16 protein-coding genes are annotated in these 18,933 nt (G+C 38.4%); 12 read left to right on the forward strand and 4 right to left on the reverse strand.

The features are described 5' to 3' along the window. Positions 1–70 precede the first annotated feature (70 nt). The 5 genes from KFO35_RS06800 to KFO35_RS06820 all read left to right on the forward strand — a co-directional run bounded on the left by KFO35_RS06800 (position 71) and on the right by KFO35_RS06820 (position 7,014). The gene (locus tag KFO35_RS06800) at positions 71–1,261 is read left to right on the forward strand and encodes a glycine C-acetyltransferase (protein ID WP_002315081.1); all 1,191 of its coding nucleotides are present in this window, start codon (positions 71–73) and stop codon (positions 1,259–1,261) included. Positions 1,262–1,362: 101 nt separating this feature from the next. After that, the gene (locus KFO35_RS06805) at positions 1,363–2,316 is read left to right on the forward strand and encodes an L-threonine 3-dehydrogenase (RefSeq protein WP_024636293.1); all 954 of its coding nucleotides are present in this window, start codon (positions 1,363–1,365) and stop codon (positions 2,314–2,316) included. A 63-nt stretch (positions 2,317–2,379) separates the two neighbouring features. Further along, the gene (locus KFO35_RS06810; protein WP_024636294.1) at positions 2,380–3,729 is read left to right on the forward strand and encodes an APC family permease; all 1,350 of its coding nucleotides are present in this window, start codon (positions 2,380–2,382) and stop codon (positions 3,727–3,729) included. 88 nt (positions 3,730–3,817) lie between these two features. Then, positions 3,818–5,236: a dipeptidase PepV gene (gene pepV / locus KFO35_RS06815; protein ID WP_002315078.1), complete on the forward strand. Its 1,419-nt coding sequence runs from the start codon at positions 3,818–3,820 to the stop codon at positions 5,234–5,236. Positions 5,237–5,472: 236 nt separating this feature from the next. Further along, positions 5,473–7,014, forward strand: coding sequence for an AbgT family transporter (locus tag KFO35_RS06820; protein WP_002315077.1), 1,542 nt, complete (start codon positions 5,473–5,475; stop codon positions 7,012–7,014). A gap of 39 nt (positions 7,015–7,053) precedes the next feature. On the opposite strand, the gene KFO35_RS06825 is transcribed toward KFO35_RS06820, so the two are convergent. After that, complete coding sequence (locus KFO35_RS06825) at positions 7,054–7,377, reverse strand: hypothetical protein (protein WP_002315076.1); 324 nt, start codon at positions 7,375–7,377, stop codon at positions 7,054–7,056. A gap of 128 nt (positions 7,378–7,505) precedes the next feature. Between KFO35_RS06825 and KFO35_RS06830 the strand changes: the two genes are divergently transcribed. Continuing rightward, positions 7,506–8,669, forward strand: coding sequence for a VanZ family protein (locus KFO35_RS06830; protein WP_002315075.1), 1,164 nt, complete (start codon positions 7,506–7,508; stop codon positions 8,667–8,669). A gap of 69 nt (positions 8,670–8,738) precedes the next feature. Then, positions 8,739–10,088 (forward strand): DEAD/DEAH box helicase, encoded by a 1,350-nt coding sequence (locus tag KFO35_RS06835; RefSeq protein WP_002315074.1) that lies wholly within the window; start codon positions 8,739–8,741, stop codon positions 10,086–10,088. A gap of 44 nt (positions 10,089–10,132) precedes the next feature. Here KFO35_RS06835 and KFO35_RS06840 read toward each other — a convergent pair whose 3' ends face one another. Continuing rightward, positions 10,133–10,564, reverse strand: coding sequence for a GNAT family N-acetyltransferase (locus tag KFO35_RS06840; RefSeq protein WP_002315073.1), 432 nt, complete (start codon positions 10,562–10,564; stop codon positions 10,133–10,135). 390 nt (positions 10,565–10,954) lie between these two features. Here KFO35_RS06840 and alaS point away from each other — a divergent pair, with 390 nt between their 5' ends. The 3 genes from alaS to KFO35_RS06855 all read left to right on the forward strand — a co-directional run bounded on the left by alaS (position 10,955) and on the right by KFO35_RS06855 (position 15,661). Continuing rightward, positions 10,955–13,597 (forward strand): alanine--tRNA ligase, encoded by a 2,643-nt coding sequence (alaS, locus tag KFO35_RS06845; RefSeq protein WP_002315072.1) that lies wholly within the window; start codon positions 10,955–10,957, stop codon positions 13,595–13,597. Between the two features lie 206 nt (positions 13,598–13,803). Then, the gene (locus KFO35_RS06850) at positions 13,804–14,400 is read left to right on the forward strand and encodes an ECF transporter S component (protein ID WP_002315071.1); all 597 of its coding nucleotides are present in this window, start codon (positions 13,804–13,806) and stop codon (positions 14,398–14,400) included. 112 nt (positions 14,401–14,512) lie between these two features. Beyond that, the gene (locus KFO35_RS06855) at positions 14,513–15,661 is read left to right on the forward strand and encodes a cation diffusion facilitator family transporter (RefSeq protein WP_024636295.1); all 1,149 of its coding nucleotides are present in this window, start codon (positions 14,513–14,515) and stop codon (positions 15,659–15,661) included. Between the two features lie 46 nt (positions 15,662–15,707). Here the strand turns inward: KFO35_RS06855 and KFO35_RS06860 are convergent, their stop codons facing one another. After that, positions 15,708–16,112, reverse strand: coding sequence for a ribonuclease HI family protein (locus KFO35_RS06860; RefSeq protein WP_002315069.1), 405 nt, complete (start codon positions 16,110–16,112; stop codon positions 15,708–15,710). Between the two features lie 78 nt (positions 16,113–16,190). Between KFO35_RS06860 and KFO35_RS06865 the strand changes: the two genes are divergently transcribed. Further along, entirely contained in the window at positions 16,191–16,640 is a 450-nt protein-coding gene (locus tag KFO35_RS06865) for an EbsA family protein (protein ID WP_002315068.1), read from the forward strand. Between the two features lie 103 nt (positions 16,641–16,743). Here KFO35_RS06865 and KFO35_RS06870 read toward each other — a convergent pair whose 3' ends face one another. Then, on the reverse strand, positions 16,744–16,974 hold the full coding sequence (locus KFO35_RS06870) for a cold-shock protein (RefSeq protein ID WP_002315067.1): 231 nt from the start codon (positions 16,972–16,974) through the stop codon (positions 16,744–16,746). A 182-nt stretch (positions 16,975–17,156) separates the two neighbouring features. Between KFO35_RS06870 and KFO35_RS06875 the strand changes: the two genes are divergently transcribed. Beyond that, positions 17,157–18,827 carry a formate--tetrahydrofolate ligase gene (locus KFO35_RS06875; RefSeq protein ID WP_156271850.1) on the forward strand — a complete coding sequence of 557 codons (1,671 nt, stop codon included), beginning with the start codon at positions 17,157–17,159 and terminating at the stop codon, positions 18,825–18,827. Positions 18,828–18,933: the final 106 nt, after the last annotated feature.

Genomic DNA, 18,933 nt, shown 5'->3' on the forward strand with positions numbered 1-18,933 from the left:
CTTCGTAGATGAATGACACGATATATGTTTGGTATGTTCTGCAAGACAGATGAATATGGAGGTGGAGGCCATGTCTTCCAAAGAGTTAACGATGTATTTGGAGAAAGAATTGGAGCAACTGAAAGAAAAGGGATTGTACAACACGATCGATATACTAGAAAGTGAAAATGGTGCTTGTATCATTGTAGACGGAAAAAAGATGATCAATCTGGCATCCAACAATTACCTCGGGTTTGCCAATCGCAAAGAATTGAAAAAAGCATGTATTGAAGCAACTGAAACTTATGGCGTAGGAGCAGGTGCAGTCCGAACAATCAATGGCTCGCTGAAGATCCATCAACAATTAGAAGAAAAAATCGCAGAATTCAAAGGGACAGAAGCTGCAATCGCCTTTCAATCTGGATTCAACTGTAATATGGGCGCTATCTCTGCAGTAATGACAAAAGAAGATGCTATCTTATCGGATGAATTAAACCATGCATCTATCATTGATGGCTGCCGTTTATCCGGAGCAACAATCATCCGAGTCAAACATCAAGATATGGAAGACCTTGAGAATAAAGCGAAGGAAGCCGTAGAAAGTAAGAAATATAAAAAAATCATGTATATCACAGATGGGGTTTTCTCCATGGATGGAGACATTGCGCGATTGCCGGAAATCATCCCGATCGCCGAAAAATATGGACTGATCACCTATGTAGATGATGCGCACGGCTCAGGTGTAACTGGAAAAGGTGCAGGAACCGTCAAACATTTTGGATTAAGCGACAAAATTGATATGCAAATGGGTACGTTATCGAAAGCTGTAGGTGTTGTTGGGGGTTATGTAGCTGGTTCAAAAACACTGATTGACTGGTTGAAAGCCAGAAGCCGGCCATTTCTATTTTCTACCTCGCTAACTCCTGGAGCAGCTGCATCTGCGTTGGCTTCGATCTCTTTGATGCAAGAACATCCGGAACTTGTCGAAAAAGTTTGGGAAAATGCTAATTATTTTAAAGAAGAATTGAAAAAAGTCGGCTATAACATCGGTGTGTCTGAAACACCTATCACTCCAGTTATTTTAGGAGATGAAAAAGTGACTCAGACTTTCTCTAAGAAACTGATCGAACATGGGATTTATGCTAAACCAATCGTTTATCCAACTGTTCCTCTGGGGACAGGCAGAATCAGAAATATGCCGACTGCGGAACATACAAAGGAAATGCTTGATGAAGCAGTGGCGGTTTATCAAAAAATAGGAAAAGAAATGGAAATTATTTAACTAATTTAGTTTTTTCGCATATTTAAAATTAGAGAACATGTTCACGCATATATTGTTAATCATCTGAAGATAGTAGTAAAAAAAGATCAGGGAGGATCATCATGAAAAAAGTATTGGTGACAGGATGTTTAGGACAAATTGGTTCAGAGTTGATCACACGGCTACGTCAAGAACTAGGCAGTGAAAATGTCATTGCGACAGATATACGCATGCCTGAAGTCATTGGGAAGAACGATATCTTTGAGATCCTAGATGTAATGGATTACGAAAAAATGCGCAGCATAGCAGAACAATATCAAGTGGACACATTGATCCATTTGGCTGCTCTTTTGTCAGCTGTTGCGGAAGCAAAACCACAGTTAGCCTGGGATTTGAACATGACTGGGCTGGTCAATGCATTGGAAGTCGCTAGAGAATTCCAGCTGAAATTTTTTACGCCAAGTTCAATCGGCGCGTTTGGTCCAAATACTCCAAAAGATCATACCCCACAAGATACTCTTCAGCGCCCTACAACCATGTATGGGGTAACGAAGGTAGCTGGAGAACTACTATGTGATTATTATTATGTGAAATATGGCGTAGATACTCGTGGTGTCCGTTTCCCTGGATTGATTTCTTATGCGACCTTGCCGGGAGGCGGTACGACAGATTACGCAGTCGATATTTATTATTCAGCAATCAAAGAAGGAAAGTACACTAGTTTCATTGATCAAGGTACATCAATGGATATGATGTATATGCCAGATGCGATCGATGCCATTATAAAGCTCATGAACGCAGACCCTAATCGACTAGTTCATCGAAATGCCTTTAATATATCGGCAATGTCTTTTGAGGCTGAAGAAATCAAAGCATCTATTCAAAAAATCATACCAGATTTTAAAATGGATTACGATGTCGATCCTGTGCGTCAATCGATAGCAGAATCTTGGCCAAACTCACTAGATGTTTCTTGTGCGCAAGAGGAATGGGACTTTTTACCAAAATACGATTTAGATGCAATGACAAAGGATATGTTGGAAAAACTGAGAGAAAAATTAGCAGAGACGGTATAAAACAAGAACTATAGCCAAAAAGGTTTCTATACTTTTTGGCTATGGTATGGAAGGAGGTAAGTAATGGAAGAATATCAAGCCACGCCAGTAAAGGAAGTAAAAACGGAAAATGAATTGAAGCGTACGATGGTTTTTTTCACTGCTTTATCGACTGTTATGGGCACAGTGATCGGTGCAGGGGTGTTTTTCAAAGCCGCGAGCGTAGCAGAAGTAACAGGTACCGTCAGTTTGCATATGTTTTCCTGGTTTCTAGGTGGTGTGATTTCTGTTTGTGCAGGACTGACAGGAGCTGAATTGGCAGCGGCTATTCCTGAAACAGGCGGGATGATCAAATATATTGAACGGATTTATGGAAATACAGCAGCATTTTTACTTGGCTGGGCTCAAGTCGTGATTTATTTTCCAGCAAATGTAGCAGCCTTGTCGATCATTTTCGGTACACAGTTCGTCAATTTATTTGATCTTTCCCAGTCGATGATTGTTCCTGTAGCTGTTACAGCTGCTGTATCGATCATGTTGATCAATTTTTTAGGTTCTAAAGCTGGAGGAGCTTTTCAGTCGATTACGCTTGTCTGCAAACTCATTCCTTTGTTTGTGATCGTTATTTTCGGTTTATTCCGACAAGAAGGAGTAGACTTCCAACTGTTTCCGATCCAAGCAGGAGAAAACCTTTCATTTTTCTCTGCTTTGGGAGCTGGCTTACTAGCAACGATGTTCGCATACGACGGTTGGATACACGTAGGAAATATTTCGGGAGAATTGAAAAAGCCGGCGAAAGATTTGCCAAAAGCCGTTTCTTTAGGAATCATCGGAATCATGATCGTTTATTTATTAGTAAATGCGGTGTTCTTAAGAACCGCATCTATCGACGGAGTCGTAGGAAACAGCAATGCGGCAAGTGATGTTGCAAAAATGATTTTTGGCGGCTTTGGTGGAAGACTGGTCACAGTTGGTATCTTGATTTCTGTTTATGGAACTATCAATGGCTATACCCTTACTGGAATGCGTCTTCCTTATGTTATGGCAAAAGAAAACAACCTGCCTTTTAGCAAGCTTTTTGCTAAACTTCATGATAAAACTAAAGTTCCTGTAGCCGCAGGTATCTTAGAGCTAGTCATCGCTATTGGCATGATGATGGTCGGTGGTTTTGATACACTAACGGATATGCTGATCTTTGTCATTTGGATTTTTTATACGATGGTCTTTGTTGGTGTCATTCTTCTTCGTAAAAAAGAACCTGATCTGATTCGACCATATAAAGTTCCGATGTATCCGTTTATCCCATTAGTAGCAATCATTGGAGGAACCTTTATTGTATCAAGCACACTTATCACTCAAACTTTTTTAGCTTCGATGGGGATTGCATTGACACTTGCTGGTATCCCGTTTTACCTTTATTTGAAACGTAGATAGCAAAAAATGATTTGAAATTCATTGGAAACAAACTTTTGACCATAAATACCCGTTAAGAAATTAAGTCATTTCTACCAAGGAGGATCTTATGGAAATAAACTGGTTGCAAGAAGCACAAAAGAGAAAAGAGATGTTGCTAGAGGATTTAAGTGAATTGCTACGCATCAATAGTGTAAGGGATATCGAACATCAGACAGATGAATATCCGCTAGGCGCTGGTCCTGCTTTAGCATTGAAAAAAGTACTGTCATTTGGGGAAAGAGATGGCTTCAGAGTTAAAAACATTGATAATCTAGCCGGACATATAGAATATGGGGAAGAAACAGCAGAAGCACTTGGTATCTTAGGACATGTAGATGTCGTACCGCCAGGAGAAGGGTGGGCAACTGATCCGTTCGAACCAATCATCAAAGAAGGGAAATTGTTCGCAAGAGGTTCAAGTGATGACAAAGGTCCTTGTATTGCTGCCTATTATGGGATGAAAATTATCAAAGAACTGCAATTATCAACATCGAAAAAAATTCGATTCATTTTCGGAACAGATGAAGAGAGTGAGTGGATAGGTATCCATCGTTATATGGAAAAAGAAGAAATGCCAGCATTTGGATTTTCGCCAGATGCCAATTTCCCAATCATTAATGGTGAAAAAGGGATCTTATCTTTCGAGTTGAGTTTTACTTTGAAGGAAGAAAAGGCAGACAAAATGCAACTGAAAAGATTCTCTTCTGGTTTGCGTGCAAATATGGTACCAAGCGAGGCAATAGCCGTCTTGGAAATTCCTGATTTGGAAAAGTTATCTTCTTTAGAAGCTGGATATACAAAATATCTAGATGACAAAAAATTGAAAGGGACTTTTGAATATAAGGAAGGAGAAGCATCCTTCGTTCTGTATGGAAAAGCTGCACATGCCCAAGAACCAAAATTTGGTATCAATGCGGGAACTTATCTCGCCGACTTTTTGCATCAATATCCATTAGACAGCTCAGGATCTGCTTATCTTTCTGTCATTGCCAATTATCTGCATGAAGACTTTAATGGGCATCGGTTAATGGTCGATTATGAAGATGACGTGATGGGAAAAGTGACTTCAAGTGCTAATGTATTCATTTATCAGCAAGAAGGAGAGAAAAAGATCATTCTTAATATTCGTCATCCAAAAGGGATCACAAAAGAAAAAATTCAAGAATCCTTGCTAACTGTCCTTCAAAATGAATCAGTATCAATTTCGATAGTTGGAGACATCAAGACTCCGCATTATGTTTCAGGAGATGATCCATTCATCCAAACATTATTGTCTGTTTACGAAAAACATACTGGGGAAAAAGGTTACGAACAAACAATTGGTGGAGGTACGTATGGACGAATCTTTGAAAAAGGATGTGCGTACGGTAGTTTATTTCCTGGTAGAGAAAATGTAATGCATCAGCCAAATGAATATATGTACGTAGAAGATATTTTGAAAGCAACAGCTATTTACGCTGAAGCAATCTATCGTTTGGTTAAATAAACGTATTCATAGAAAAAACGTTCCCAATCAGTCGTAACTATTTTCACACTCGTAACGCTTGTATCCTTCAGTAAAAAAGAATATTCATGAAAGTTTGAAAGATTGCAGAGAATAAGACGGCAATTTCCTTGAAGTAAAGAAGATTCTAAAAATAAAAATGAACCAGATGAATGAAAAAAGATTCCATAGAAAAAGCTTGTTTTTCTTTCATCTGGTTTGAAAAAGGAGGAGAATAGATGCCAAAAGAAAAACATTCTAGATTAGATAAAGTGTTAGATACAGTAGAAAAACTAGGGAACAAGGTGCCCCATCCAGCTATTATATTCTTAATTTTGATCGTTATTGTAGGAGTACTGTCTCATATTTTTTATCTAATGGGTCAATACGTTACGTTTGATGCTATTAATGCTGAAACAGGAGCACTAGAGCTTACTACTACACATGTAAAAAGTTTGTTGAGTGGTGAAGGGATCCGTTTTATGTTGACTTCGATCGTCTCAAATCTGATGAGCTTTCAGGCTCTTGGAGTCACTTTAGTGGCGATGGCAGGCGTAGGATTTGCAGAAGAGGTTGGCTTAATCGGTGCGATGATTCGAAAGCTGGTAAAGGTAGTACCAAAATCTAGTCTGACAGCGGTACTAGTACTTCTTGGCGTAATGTCGAGTATTGCCTCTGATGCTGGGTATCTAGTATTGATTCCATTAGGTGCAGCAGTATTTTATAAAGTCGGGCGACATCCTTTAGCAGGTTTATCTGCTGCCTTTGCAGGTGTTTCAGGAGGATTTGGAGTCAACTTAGTTATTACGCCAGTGGATGGTATGCTTACCGAAATATTAAATGATGCAGTACATATCATTAATCCATCCTATTCTGTTGATTTAATGGCAAATTTTTATTTTTCGATTGCATCAACCATCTTAGTAGTGATTGTTTCCACTATCATTAACGAAAAACTCATTGAACCTCGCTTAGGAACATTCCAAGAAAAAGGAATGATTGCTAACGATGAGATTACCGATGAAACGAAAGGCTTACATTGGGCTTTTTGGGGATTTACAGTGGTACTGGCATTTATCCTGTTGATTACGATACCAAGTGGTGCCCCACTTCGCCATCCTGAAACTGATGAATTGATTGGTTCTACACCTTTTATGGATAGTTTAATCGCTTTGATCTTGATTTCATTTTTGATTCCAGGGATATGTTTTGGAAAGGCAGTTGGAAAAGTCAAATCGAGTTTGGATGTAGTAAATCCGATTATTAAAGTATTCAGCAACTTAGGTGGGATGATTTTCTTATTGTTAATCATTAGCCAATTCATTTCATATTTCAATTTTACTAATTTAGGTACTGTTTGGGCAGTCAATTCAGCCACGATTATTGAAGATATGAATTTGAGCAGCTTAGCCTTGTTACTTAGTTTCTTAGCACTAGCACTTATTCTTGATTTTATTTTAGTGGGAGCGATACCAAAATTTGCTATTTTAACCCCAATATTTGTTCCATTACTCTATCAGTTGGGAGTAGCTCCAGAAGCTGTTTTGGCTGCTTATCGAGTAGCTGATTCTCCTGTCAATATTATTACGCCACTGATGCCGTATTTTGCTTTGATCGTCACATTTGCCACGAAATATCAAAAGAAAACCGGTGTCGGAACGATTATTTCCATAATGCTGCCACATGCTGTAAGTCTAACTATCACATGGATCATTTTATTTATTCTCTATTATGTATTCCAACTACCGTTAGGACCAGGGATCGGTATGCATTTGAATTGAGAAAACAGGCAGAAATCGGGTTCAACCGATTTCTGCCTGTTATTTTGTTTTGCGTAAGAGAAATATTCGGCGTACACCGCGATAAATATTTAATAAAACTAAGCAACCAGAAATGAAAATGGGAAGCCAAATCAGATAGACAGGGTAGCCAATCATTTTAGACAAAGCATGTGGAGTCATTTTATCCATTTCAAAAAGCGCTTGCTGCCAAGTCTGAAGGTTGAAGACAAGCATGAAACCTGAAATAATCAGGAGAATAAATCCTAAATAATGAATCGTAGTTCTTTTTCTTACATAAGCAATTGTTGCATAAAGGAACAGTAAAAAAATAGGTACGCCAAAAACAAAGTACATATTCAGCATCTCGACACCCCCTTTGAGTTTATCTTACTTTACTTTGAAAGAAATGAGAAATAATAGCCTCGTTACTTGCTTGAAACAGCAAAGGACTGCTAAGATAAGGGAGATACAAAGAATCAAGGAGGAGTCACATGGCAAGTTATATCGAACCGATTCGTTTTGCGCTGATTGTTTTTCCATTTTTAGCCTTAGCGATTTCATCTGTTTTTTTTATTTATGAATATCGAAAGTATGGAACATTTCTAGTAACAAGGGCAGTTATTTTGTATTCCTTTATTTTCTATTTATTGTGTGCATACTTTCTGGTGATCTTACCACTTCCGGCAAAGGAGACGGTTGCCCAAATGACAGGGCCAAAGATGGAGCTGCATTTATTTGCTTCATGGCAACATTTCAGAGACAACACGGTATTGGTATTATCTGAACCTAGTACCTATCTGCCGGCGATGAAGCAGAGTGTGTTTTTGGAACCAGCTTTTAATGTTTTATTACTCATACCATTTGGCATTTATTTAAGATATTATTTCCGGCTTTCTTTTATGAAAACGATGATTGCTAGTTTCTGTCTATCACTATTTTTTGAGCTGACGCAGCTAAGTGGCCTTTATTTTATCTACCCAAGACCATACCGCTTATTTGATGTGAATGATTTAGTGACAAATACATTGGGTGGAATCATTGGTTTTGTCGTTACGCCGTTATTTACATTTATGCTTCCTACGAGAAGACGGATGGATGAACTTTCTTATGAAAAAGGAAAAACTGTCTCGTTGACACGACGTTTGGTCGCTTATTTGATCGACTGGACATTTTTATCTATTGTCAATTTTATCGCAGCGATTTTCTTTAAACTTGCGTTCGATTCAGGGACAGTTACTTCTCATATCTGGTGGCTTTTATTGGAAGTAGGGCTATACTTTATGATTGTACCGTTTATAACCAATGGATGGACACTTGGGAAAAAAATTGTACGCATCCGCTTGGTGGAGCAAGACCGCGAGCGAATTTCTTTGAAAGCATTGATTATCCGCTACGGGTATCTATATTTTCTTTTTTATGGTTTAAGCTGGTTGGGACAGTTGCTTCAGCAAATCATGAATTCGACAACGAATACGGTGTTGCAGATGAGTGCAGTATTCATTTCTCTCGGTGTCTTGTTACTGCAAGGTATTTTTATTTTAAATATCTTGCTATCATTTTTGAGAAAAAAACGGATTCTGTTTTATGAAAAAGCTAGTCACACATATACCGTTAGCACGATTGCTCAAACAAAGGATGATGATTCTCGAAATTAGCTGAGCAAAAATACTTTGTCTATGTTATAATGCCAAAGTCGTGATAATTTAAAGAGAAGAGGTGCACGAATGAATAATTTTGATATATTCCGCTTCAAGCCATTTATCAATGAAGCGTTAGCCGCAAAGGGCTTCAAACAGCCCACAGAGGTCCAGGAACGTTTGATTCCTTTAATTGCAAAAGGAAAAAATATCATTGGGCAATCTCAAACTGGTACAGGAAAAACACATACGTTTTTGTTGCCGTTGTTTGAAAAAATCAATGCAGATAAAGAGGAAGTACAAGTTGTTATTACAGCTCCAAGTAGAGAACTGGCTGCACAAATTTATGAAGCAGCTACACAAATCGCTAAATTTTCTACACCGGAGATCCGTGTTTCGAATTTTGTCGGGGGGACAGACAAACAGCGTCAGTTAAACCGTCTGCACCATCAGCAGCCACAGGTCGTAGTAGGCACGCCAGGTAGAATATTAGACATGATGAATGAACAAGCGTTGAAGATTCACACAGCATTTGCATTTGTTGTTGATGAAGCGGATATGACATTGGATATGGGTTTTTTAAATGAAGTAGACCAAATTGCAAGTCGGTTACCAGAAAAATTGCAGTTCTTAGTCTTTTCTGCCACTATTCCAGAAAAACTGCGTCCATTCTTGCGAAAATATATGGAGAATCCAATCATTGAAGAAATCAAGCCGAAAGCAGTTATTTCTGAAGATATCGAAAATTGGCTGATCTCAACAAAAGGTAAAGATGAGAATCAAATGATTTATCAACTGCTGACGATTGGTCATCCTTATTTAGCAATCGTATTTGCCAATACAAAACAGCATGTGGATGAAATTGCTGATTATTTGAAAAACCAAGGATTGAAAGTAGCAAAGATTCACGGGGACATCACACCAAGAGAGAGAAAACGAGTGATGCGACAAGTACAGAATCTGGAGTATCAATATGTTGTAGCGACTGATTTAGCTGCTAGAGGAATCGATATAGAAGGCGTTTCTCATGTTATCAATGCAGAAATCCCGGAAGATCTGGACTTCTTTATCCATCGTGTCGGACGTACTGGACGTAATGGATTAAAAGGAACGGCCATTACGTTGTATTCACCAAACGATGAACAAGCCATTGATGCAATCGAGAAATTAGGCGTCTCATTTGAACCGAAAGAAATCAAAAATGGTGAAATCGTTAAAACATATGATCGTAATAGACGTACCAAACGAGAAAAATCAAAGGATGTATTAGACCCAACACTGATTGGACTTGTGAAGAAGAAAAAGAAAAAGATCAAGCCTGGTTATAAGAAAAAAATCGATTGGGCAATTGCAGAAAAAAATAAAAAAGCACGTAAAATCGAACGCAGACAGCAAAGTCGTACTGCTCGTAAAAATAAGAAAAATTCGCATAAATAAAAAACAAGAGGTTGTGACAAAAGGCGTGTCACAATCTCTTGTTTTTAAGCTAGACTTTTTTCCATTCCGATACAAAGTACTTCATCTTCAATAAAAGGTTCTGTGCAAGTATGATACCCTTGTTTTTCATAAAAATCTACAGCCGTCATTTCAGCTACTACATAACTAGTCTGACAACCTTCTGACATCGCCTGTTTTTCTGCAGCTTCAAGCAACTGACCGCCTAACCCTTTTCCTCGGTATTCTTTTGCTACGCAAAAGCGTTCTGGCTTGAAGCAAGTAGGTGTTTTCTTTTCATAACGCAATGTGGCTACTGGTCTTTTTTGTTCAAGAAATAGATAATAGTTTTGTTGCGGGATATCTTTTCCGTCGAATTCTAGTTCTGCAGGAATCCCTTGTTCTAATACAAAAACTTGATATCTCAAAAAGCAGCTAGCTGCGCGGATCCATTCATCTGCGCCAACTATTTTTTTCATTATATTCCTCCTCATCATGAATAACTGAGATGTATTGATTTCTTTATCCTTATCGTACCAAAAAATATGGGATATGACCAAAAGGAAATAAAAATAGGCAATTGAGATATTGACAGTGATTGACAGAATGCGTATACTTATTAAAGTACGAAAAGGACATGATTTGTTTTTTTAAGACTCACAGAAAATTCTTTCTTGGCTGAAAAAAGAATAGTCACTAATCAAATTGCTCCCTTTTTCTATTTTGGTAGAAATACCGACGCAGCTCAGCGTTATCGAGTTTAAGAGGTAATGATTACACATCATTGCAATCAAGGTGGTACCGCGAGTTTTCGTCCTTGGCTGTAATGGTGTTTTTTTGTATTTAATTTATAGAAAGCAGGTAATGACATGAAACAATTAAGTAGTGCACAAGTTCGACAAATGTTTCTTGATTTCTTCCAGTCTAAAGGACATACAATTGAACCTAGTGCGTCTTTGATCCCCGTGAACGATCCAACCTTATTATGGATCAACTCTGGTGTTGCAACATTGAAAAAATATTTTGATGGTTCAGTTGTACCAGAAAACCCAAGAATCACAAATGCCCAAAAGTCTATTCGAACAAATGATATCGAAAATGTCGGTAAAACAGCACGTCACCATACGATGTTTGAGATGCTGGGTAATTTTTCTATTGGTGACTATTTCAAAAATGAAGCCATCCACTGGGCATGGGAATTTTTGACTGATCCAAAATGGATGGCATTCGATCCAGAAAAACTTTATGTAACAGTTTATCCAAAAGATACAGAAGCAAAACGCATCTGGCATGAAGAAGTCGGTCTGCCGCTAGATCACATTATCGATGTAGAAGACAACTTCTGGGATATCGGAGCAGGCCCATGTGGACCAGATACGGAAATTTTCTATGATCGAGGAGAAGCTTATAACGATTTAGCAGAAGATGATCCTGAAAACTATCCAGGAGGAGAAAATGAACGTTATTTAGAAATCTGGAACTTGGTATTTTCAGAATTCAACCATAAACCTGATAATACATTTGAACCACTTCCTCATAAAAACATTGATACGGGCATGGGATTGGAACGTATGGTCTCAATCGTTCAAGATGCGCCAACGAACTTTGAGACAGATTTGTTTATGCCTATTATCCACGCTGTAGAAAAGCTAAGCAAACAAGTAAAATATGGTGAAAACCCAGTAACAGATATTTCTTACAAAGTAATCGCAGATCATATTCGCGCCCTTTCATTTGCTATTGGCGATGGTGCATTACCATCGAATGAAGGAAGAGGGTATGTCTTACGCCGTTTGCTTCGTCGTGCGGTCATGCATGGGAAAAAATTAGGTATTGAACAAGCATTCTTATATCGTTTAGTCCCTGTCGTTGGAGAGATCATGGTAAGTTATTATCCTGAAGTACTTCAACAAAAAGAATTTATTGAAAAAGTTATCCGTACAGAAGAAGAACGTTTCAATGAAACAATCAATGAAGGTTTGGAAATCTTGAATCAAGTGATCCAAGAAGTGAAAAACGAAAACGGTACGACTCTAGCAGGAAAAGACATCTTCAAACTATACGACACATATGGCTTCCCAGTAGAATTAACGGAAGAAGTGGCAGAAGATGAAGGACTGAAAGTTGATCATGCTGGTTTTGAAAAAGAAATGGACGCACAACGTGAACGTGCTCGCTCTGCCCGTAGTACAGAAAAATCAATGGGTGTACAATCTGCTTTATTGACAGATATCAAAGTAGAAAGTAAATTCATCGGATACACGGAGCAAGAATCAGATAGTCAATTATTGGTCATCGTAAAAGGCGAATCTCTTCTGAACGAAATCGCAGAAGGTGAAGCTCAAATGATCTTTGACCAAACACCTTTTTATGCAGAAATGGGTGGCCAAGTAGCAGACCAAGGTTGGATCATGGATGAAGCAGGAGAAATCGTTGCAGTTGTTACAGATGTTCAAAAAGCGCCTAATGGTCAATTTATGCACACAGTAGAAGTAAAAGCACCAATGAGCGAAGGACAAACCTATCATCTATTGATCGATCAATCAATGCGCAATCGTATCATCAAAAACCATACAGCAACCCATCTACTGCACAAAGCATTGAAAGAAGTACTTGGCGAGCATGCAAATCAAGCTGGTTCTTTAGTTGCTCCTGGACATTTACGATTCGACTTTACCCACTTTGGTCAAATCACTTCAGATGAATTAGCTGAAATGGAAAGAATCGTCAACGAAAAAATCTGGGAAGCTATCCCAGTTGAAACAATTGAAACAGATATCGATACAGCCAAAAATATGGGTGCAATGGCTTTGTTTGGTGAAAAATACGGACATGACGTTCGCGTAGTAAATATTGGCGGTTGGTCAATCGAACTGTGCGGAGGCACACATGTAGCAAACACAGAAAACATCGGAATCTTCAAAATCGTTTCTGAATCAGGAATTGGTGCAGGCGTGCGACGAATCGAGGCTGTAACAAGCAAAGAAGCGTACGAACTACTTGAAGAAGAAGAAAAACAACTAAAACAAGTAGCAGCAATTGTTAAATCACCTCAATTGAAGGAAGTTGTTTCAAAAGCGGAACAATTGCAACAGCAAGTAAGAGAGCTACAAAAGGAAAATGAACAATTAGCTAGCAAGTTAGCGAATCAACAAGCCGGTGATGTATTCAAGGATCCAGAAACGATCAGTGGAAAAACAATCATTGCAGCACAAGTAAAAGTGAAAGACATGAATCAGCTGCGTCAATTAGCTGACCAATGGAAACAAAAAAATATTTCAGACATTCTTGTTTTAGCAAACGAACAAGAAGGAAAAGTCAGTCTGCTAGCGGCAATGACGAAAGAATCAAATGAAGCTGGACTAAAAGCTGGCGACTTGATTAAAGCAATCGCACCAAAAGTAGGCGGTGGCGGTGGTGGACGTCCAGATATGGCACAAGCTGGTGGGAAAAACCCTGCTGGTATTCCAGATGCACTTAAAGCTGCGAAAGAATGGCTTGCGCAACAATAGACCGTTTATGTTTGATAGAAAAAAACAACTGTTCAATCATTGAACGAAACACGATCATGGGGGCGAAGACAAATAGTCTTGCCCTCATACTTTTTTCGATGGGATAGAAGAGCGCGTCTAATCAATTGGTCGATTTCGGATGGTCTTTAGTTGACGAAAGTGACAGAAATTTTTACGATTAGTATAAATAAAAAGGGGTGAAAACAATGAATAGCAGAAATAAAACCTTTCGACTAGTCTTACGTGCTATCTTATTAGCAATCATCATCGTACAAGCTATGGTACCTTGGCTTGGCTTTATTCCATTAGGGTTCATCAGTTTAACGATTATTCATATTACAGTAATTATTGCCGCAGTAGTATTGGGTCCAAAAGATGGTATGGTAATTGGCCTGTTTTGGGGAATTGCTACAATTGTCCGTGCCTACGCCATGCCGACAACGCCATTTGATACATTGGTATTCACGAACCCGATTATTTCGGTAGTTCCCAGAGTACTTGTTGGCTTAGTAGCTGGTTTGGTTTTCCACTGGATTTATCAAAAAAATAAATCAATAACAATCAGCTCGATCTTTGCAGGAGTATTAGGTTCGTTGGTCAATACAGTCTTAGTGTTAGGATTCATGGGATTATTTTATACAGGTGCAACGGCAGATGCCTATGGTGTAGATTCTGCTCTTTTATTTAAAACCTTAGCAGGAGTTGCAGCAATCAATGGGATACCCGAAGCAATAGGAGCGGGAATCATAACACCATTACTAGCAAAAGCGTTATTTGCAGCAACACCATTAAAACCAGAATAATGGCCATCTTTGAATGAATAATAGGACGCATGATAGATAGAAAAAGGAAGAGAGGAATTGTCCTCTCCATCTTTTTACCTGAGCAACAAGCAAACTAGAAGGGGTAAAAAACTTGGTTAAGAAACAAGAAGAAAAAAAGAAACAAATACCGCAACAGCGGACAAAAAAAGGAGTATTAGCTGGCATATTAGGATTGGTTACGAATCTGATCTTGTTTGTCTCTAAGCTAATGATTGGACTTTTTTCAGGGAGTGTCTCCATTATGGCTGATGCAGTGAATAGTCTATCAGACACTGCTTCATCCATATTGACTTTGATTGGATTTAAAATTGCTGCAAAGCCAGCGGATCAGGAACATCCTTATGGACATGAACGTTTCGAATATATCAGTGGGTTATTTGTTTCAATCATCATTACTTATGTAGGATTTCAATTTTTAGAGTCATCCGTTGAAAAAATCATCCATCCAGAAAATGTCTCTTTAGCACCCATCGTCTTTTTTGCCCTAATCATTTCCATCTTTTTGAAATTTGCACAAGGAAAAATGTACCAGGTTATTGCACGATCCATTGATTCTGAAACATTGAGAGCTACAGCAACAGATAGTTATAATGATGTCTTTACTACACTGGCTGTATTGCTTTCAGCAGCAATCGAATGGGTAACTGGATGGCGTATCGATGGATATATCGGTTTTGCTTTAGCATTATATATCCTTTATAGTGGATTGACGATGCTTCGGAATTTTGTATATGAGCTATTAGGTAGTCGCCCAACGTCAGCAGAGATTGAAGAAATGGAAGAGCACTTGAATGCTTGCAACGATATACTTGGCTATCATGATTTGTTGGTGCATAACTATGGGCCCAATAAACGCTTTGCATCAGTCCACATCGAAGTAAATGAATCAATGAACTTGAATGAAGCACATAAGATTATTGACTTGATAGAAAAAGACTTTAAAAAGTCTTTGGATGTGGAACTCGTCTGTCACTTGGACCCAATGCCTGTTGATAACGAAAAATACTATAATATCTTGCATCAATTAAAGCAAATCCTTCTTGAAACAGGTAGAGGGCTCGATATACATGATTTTAGAGTCATCCATCAAGGGAAAACGCTGCAGTTTGATGTAGTTGTTCCTGAAAAATTCCAATGTGATGATACAGAACTCGAAAGAATTTTACGTATTCAAATAGAAGAGAAAATCGGAGATTATCATTTGGAAATCACGTTTGATCACAATTATCTTTTGTATTAAAGATAAGATACTAAAAAGACTCTTTAAAGTTTTTTCTTCAAAGAGTCTATCTTTCTTTTAATTGTTTTTGTAGGGCTTGTCGTGCGAGGTTATCTGCCCCTTTGTTTTTGTTTTCGGGCAACCATTGTAGGATCAACAAGGAAAAGTCGGGCAGAAGTTCTTTGATTTTTTGGAGATAGGGAAGGAAAAGCTCGTTTTTCGTTGTGTTTTTATCGACTGTAGAAACCAGTGTTTTGCTGTCTGAAAAACAGAAAATCGTTTCATTCTGTAAATCTTTATTCTTTAGAAATTCTAAAGTTTTTAAAAAGACTTCGAACTCTGCTTGATGGTTTGTCCCTACGGAAAGGGGAATAGATAGCTGTTCTTGTTTACCTTGATAGACAATCAAGATCCCTCCCCCGCTAGGTCCAGGGTTGCCTTTTGTAGAGGCATCAATGTATACTTTTAACATAAAAAGAGATTCTCCTTTTTGTTCAAATTAATGTTATGGTAAGATTATATCATTACTGAATCGGTGAGAGGTTAGAGAATGAAAAAAAATATTCGATGGCAGCCTGAACTGGCACATACGATCATCTATTGGTCATTGACCTTGATCATTCTGTTTTTTAGTCTGATTCTTTCTTTAGAAAACACGGGTCCTTATTGGAAAAGCAATGTTGTTTTAGGTGTTTTTCTTGTTTTTCTATTTCTAGGATGGCGGCGTTCTTTTATTTTAAAATCCAACTCGGTCATCATACGCTATGCTGCTTTTTGGAAAGATCGGGAAATAACTGTCGGTCAGATTCGGTCTTTGACACCGACTAATACAGGAGTACAAATGACATTGCAAAATGAGAAAGCCCCATCTGTTTTTATGATGCGAAAAAAAGATCAAGTGGTTCTTTTTGATCATCTTGAAAAAAACGGGCCTAAAGTAGAACCATCTTCTCAACAGAAAAGAAATAATATCCCATATACGAAAAATAGAAAAAGTTAATTTTAAAAAATAGGCCCTGAAGAAATGAGTCTTTGTAGGAAAAGAAAAGAGTGAGACGTACGGATCAACCCGTTAAGCGTCTCACTCTATTTGATTATCTAAATCAATGTATACTGGATTCGGAAGTCTGAACACTGCCTTTCTTGACATGGGCAGCTTGTGTTCCTCGATTCCCCTCGATGATCTCAAATTCGACCACTTGATTTTCTTCCAAAGTTTTGAATCCCTCTTCTTCAATCGCAGTAAAATGTACAAAAATTTCTTCTGTGTCATCATAACTGATAAAGCCGTATCCTTTTTTGTTGTCAAACCATTTTACAATTCCTGTGGTCAAAGCACTCACGACCTTTCTAAAGTCTGATCATAGCCTTCATTATAAAGAGTATTTATAAGTACGTCAAATAAATTAAAAACCTGTAATTTAATGTTTTTTTTCTGAATAAAAAAAGGTATAATTGGCATATCTTAACAAAGAAGATGTTTTGTTGAATAAAGTTCGTGAAAAGGGGTAATCAAATGAAGAGTGATCTGCAAATTTCACAAGAAACAGAGCTAGAACCGATTATTGAAGTAGCTAGTAAATTAGATCTTAAGGAAGACGATTTGGAACTGTATGGGAAATATAAGGCGAAAATCAATTTTTCTGGAATCAATCGATCAAAGGATAACGCTGAGGGGTATTTGATCTTAGTTACTTCCATCAATCCAACACCAGCTGGCGAAGGAAAGTCAACGATCACTGTAGGATTAGGAGACGCGCTTAATAAAATCAATAAAAAATCTGTTATTGCATTGCGAGAACCCTCACTTGGTCCTGTGATGGGAATCAAAGGTGGTGCTGCAGGCGGAGGATATGCACAGGTATTGCCTATGGAAGATATCAACTTGCATTTTACTGGTGACATGCATGCTATCACAACAGCTAATAATGCATTATCTGCTCTTTTAGATAATCATATTCATCAAGGAAATGAATTGAACATCGATGCCCGCCGAGTGATTTGGAAACGGGTAGTCGATCTCAATGATCGTGAACTGCGTAAAGTAATCGTTGGCTTGGGTGGGCCAATCCAAGGTGTCCCAAGAGAAGATGGGTTTGATATCACAGTTGCTAGCGAAATCATGGCTATCTTGTGTCTTGCGGCAGACCTTGAAGATTTAAAGGCTCGTCTTGCAAGGATCGTTGTCGGCTATACATTTGACCGTCAGCCTGTGACTGCTGGAGACTTGAAAGCAGAAGGCGCTCTGGCATTACTGCTGAAAGATGCAATCAAGCCGAATCTTGTACAAACAATTTACGGAACACCAGCTTTTGTCCACGGGGGACCGTTTGCCAATATCGCCCATGGCTGCAATAGTATTTTAGCTACCAAGACAGCATTGAGATTAGCAGATTACGTTGTCACAGAGGCAGGATTTGGTGCAGATCTTGGCGGAGAGAAATTTTTAGATATCAAAGTACCTAACTTGAAAAAAGCGCCGGATGCAGTGGTGATCGTCGCAACAATCCGCGCATTGAAAATGCATGGTGGAATGAAAAAAGATGAACTTAAAAATGAGAATCTTGACGCTTTGAAAATAGGTTTTGCAAATTTAAAACGTCATATACGTAACATGGAACAATACCAACTCCCTGTGATCGTTGCAATCAATGAATTCGTAACAGATACAGATAGTGAGCTTACACTGCTGGAGCACTTGTGCGAAGATCAGGGAATCCTTGCTAAAAGAGCAAGTGTATGGGCAAATGGAGCAGAAGGTGGCGTTGATTTAGCAGAAGCTGTGGTACGATTGATTGATAGAAAAGAGGCTGATTACAAGCCATTGTATCGCCTAGAAGAAACGATACAAGAAAAGACTGAAACAATCGTCAAGAAAATCTACGGAGGAAATGGTGTTGTTTTTAGTAAAAAGGCGCAAAAACAAATAGAAGAATTTACGAAAAATGGATGGAATAATTTGCCGATTTGTATGGCGAAAACCCAATATTCATTCTCTGATGATCCTTCATTGCTAGGCGCACCTGAAGATTTCACCATCACGATCCGAGAGATCATCCCAAAATTAGGGGCAGGATTTTTAGTAGCCTTAACTGGGGATGTTATGACGATGCCTGGTTTGCCTAAAAAACCTGCTGCATTAAATATGGACGTGACAAACGACGGAGAAGTATTGGGATTGTTTTAAGCTTGATTATAATCTACCGTATACTAAATGACTTTCATTAAACATAAGAGGAGCTGTATTTTGACTACAGCTTCTTTTTTTGAAGGTGTCAAGAGATTAATTGTGT

Source organism: Enterococcus lactis (genome assembly GCF_015751045.1).
GTDB classification, from domain to species: domain Bacteria; phylum Bacillota; class Bacilli; order Lactobacillales; family Enterococcaceae; genus Enterococcus_B; species Enterococcus_B lactis.

Excerpts from the sequence above, each read along its gene's own strand:
- KFO35_RS06800 (WP_002315081.1), top strand. The coding sequence starts at position 71 with ATGTCTTCCAAAGAGTTAACGATGTATTTGGAGAAAGAATTGGAGCAA.
- KFO35_RS06805 (WP_024636293.1), top strand. The coding sequence starts at position 1,363 with ATGAAAAAAGTATTGGTGACAGGATGTTTAGGACAAATTGGTTCAGAG.
- KFO35_RS06810 (WP_024636294.1), top strand. The coding sequence starts at position 2,380 with ATGGAAGAATATCAAGCCACGCCAGTAAAGGAAGTAAAAACGGAAAAT.
- pepV (WP_002315078.1), top strand. The coding sequence starts at position 3,818 with ATGGAAATAAACTGGTTGCAAGAAGCACAAAAGAGAAAAGAGATGTTG.
- KFO35_RS06820 (WP_002315077.1), top strand. The coding sequence starts at position 5,473 with ATGCCAAAAGAAAAACATTCTAGATTAGATAAAGTGTTAGATACAGTA.
- KFO35_RS06825 (WP_002315076.1), bottom strand. The coding sequence starts at position 7,377 with ATGCTGAATATGTACTTTGTTTTTGGCGTACCTATTTTTTTACTGTTC.
- KFO35_RS06830 (WP_002315075.1), top strand. The coding sequence starts at position 7,506 with ATGGCAAGTTATATCGAACCGATTCGTTTTGCGCTGATTGTTTTTCCA.
- KFO35_RS06835 (WP_002315074.1), top strand. The coding sequence starts at position 8,739 with ATGAATAATTTTGATATATTCCGCTTCAAGCCATTTATCAATGAAGCG.
- KFO35_RS06840 (WP_002315073.1), bottom strand. The coding sequence starts at position 10,564 with ATGAAAAAAATAGTTGGCGCAGATGAATGGATCCGCGCAGCTAGCTGC.
- alaS (WP_002315072.1), top strand. The coding sequence starts at position 10,955 with ATGAAACAATTAAGTAGTGCACAAGTTCGACAAATGTTTCTTGATTTC.
- KFO35_RS06850 (WP_002315071.1), top strand. The coding sequence starts at position 13,804 with ATGAATAGCAGAAATAAAACCTTTCGACTAGTCTTACGTGCTATCTTA.
- KFO35_RS06860 (WP_002315069.1), bottom strand. The coding sequence starts at position 16,112 with ATGTTAAAAGTATACATTGATGCCTCTACAAAAGGCAACCCTGGACCT.
- KFO35_RS06865 (WP_002315068.1), top strand. The coding sequence starts at position 16,191 with ATGAAAAAAAATATTCGATGGCAGCCTGAACTGGCACATACGATCATC.
- KFO35_RS06875 (WP_156271850.1), top strand. The coding sequence starts at position 17,157 with ATGAAGAGTGATCTGCAAATTTCACAAGAAACAGAGCTAGAACCGATT.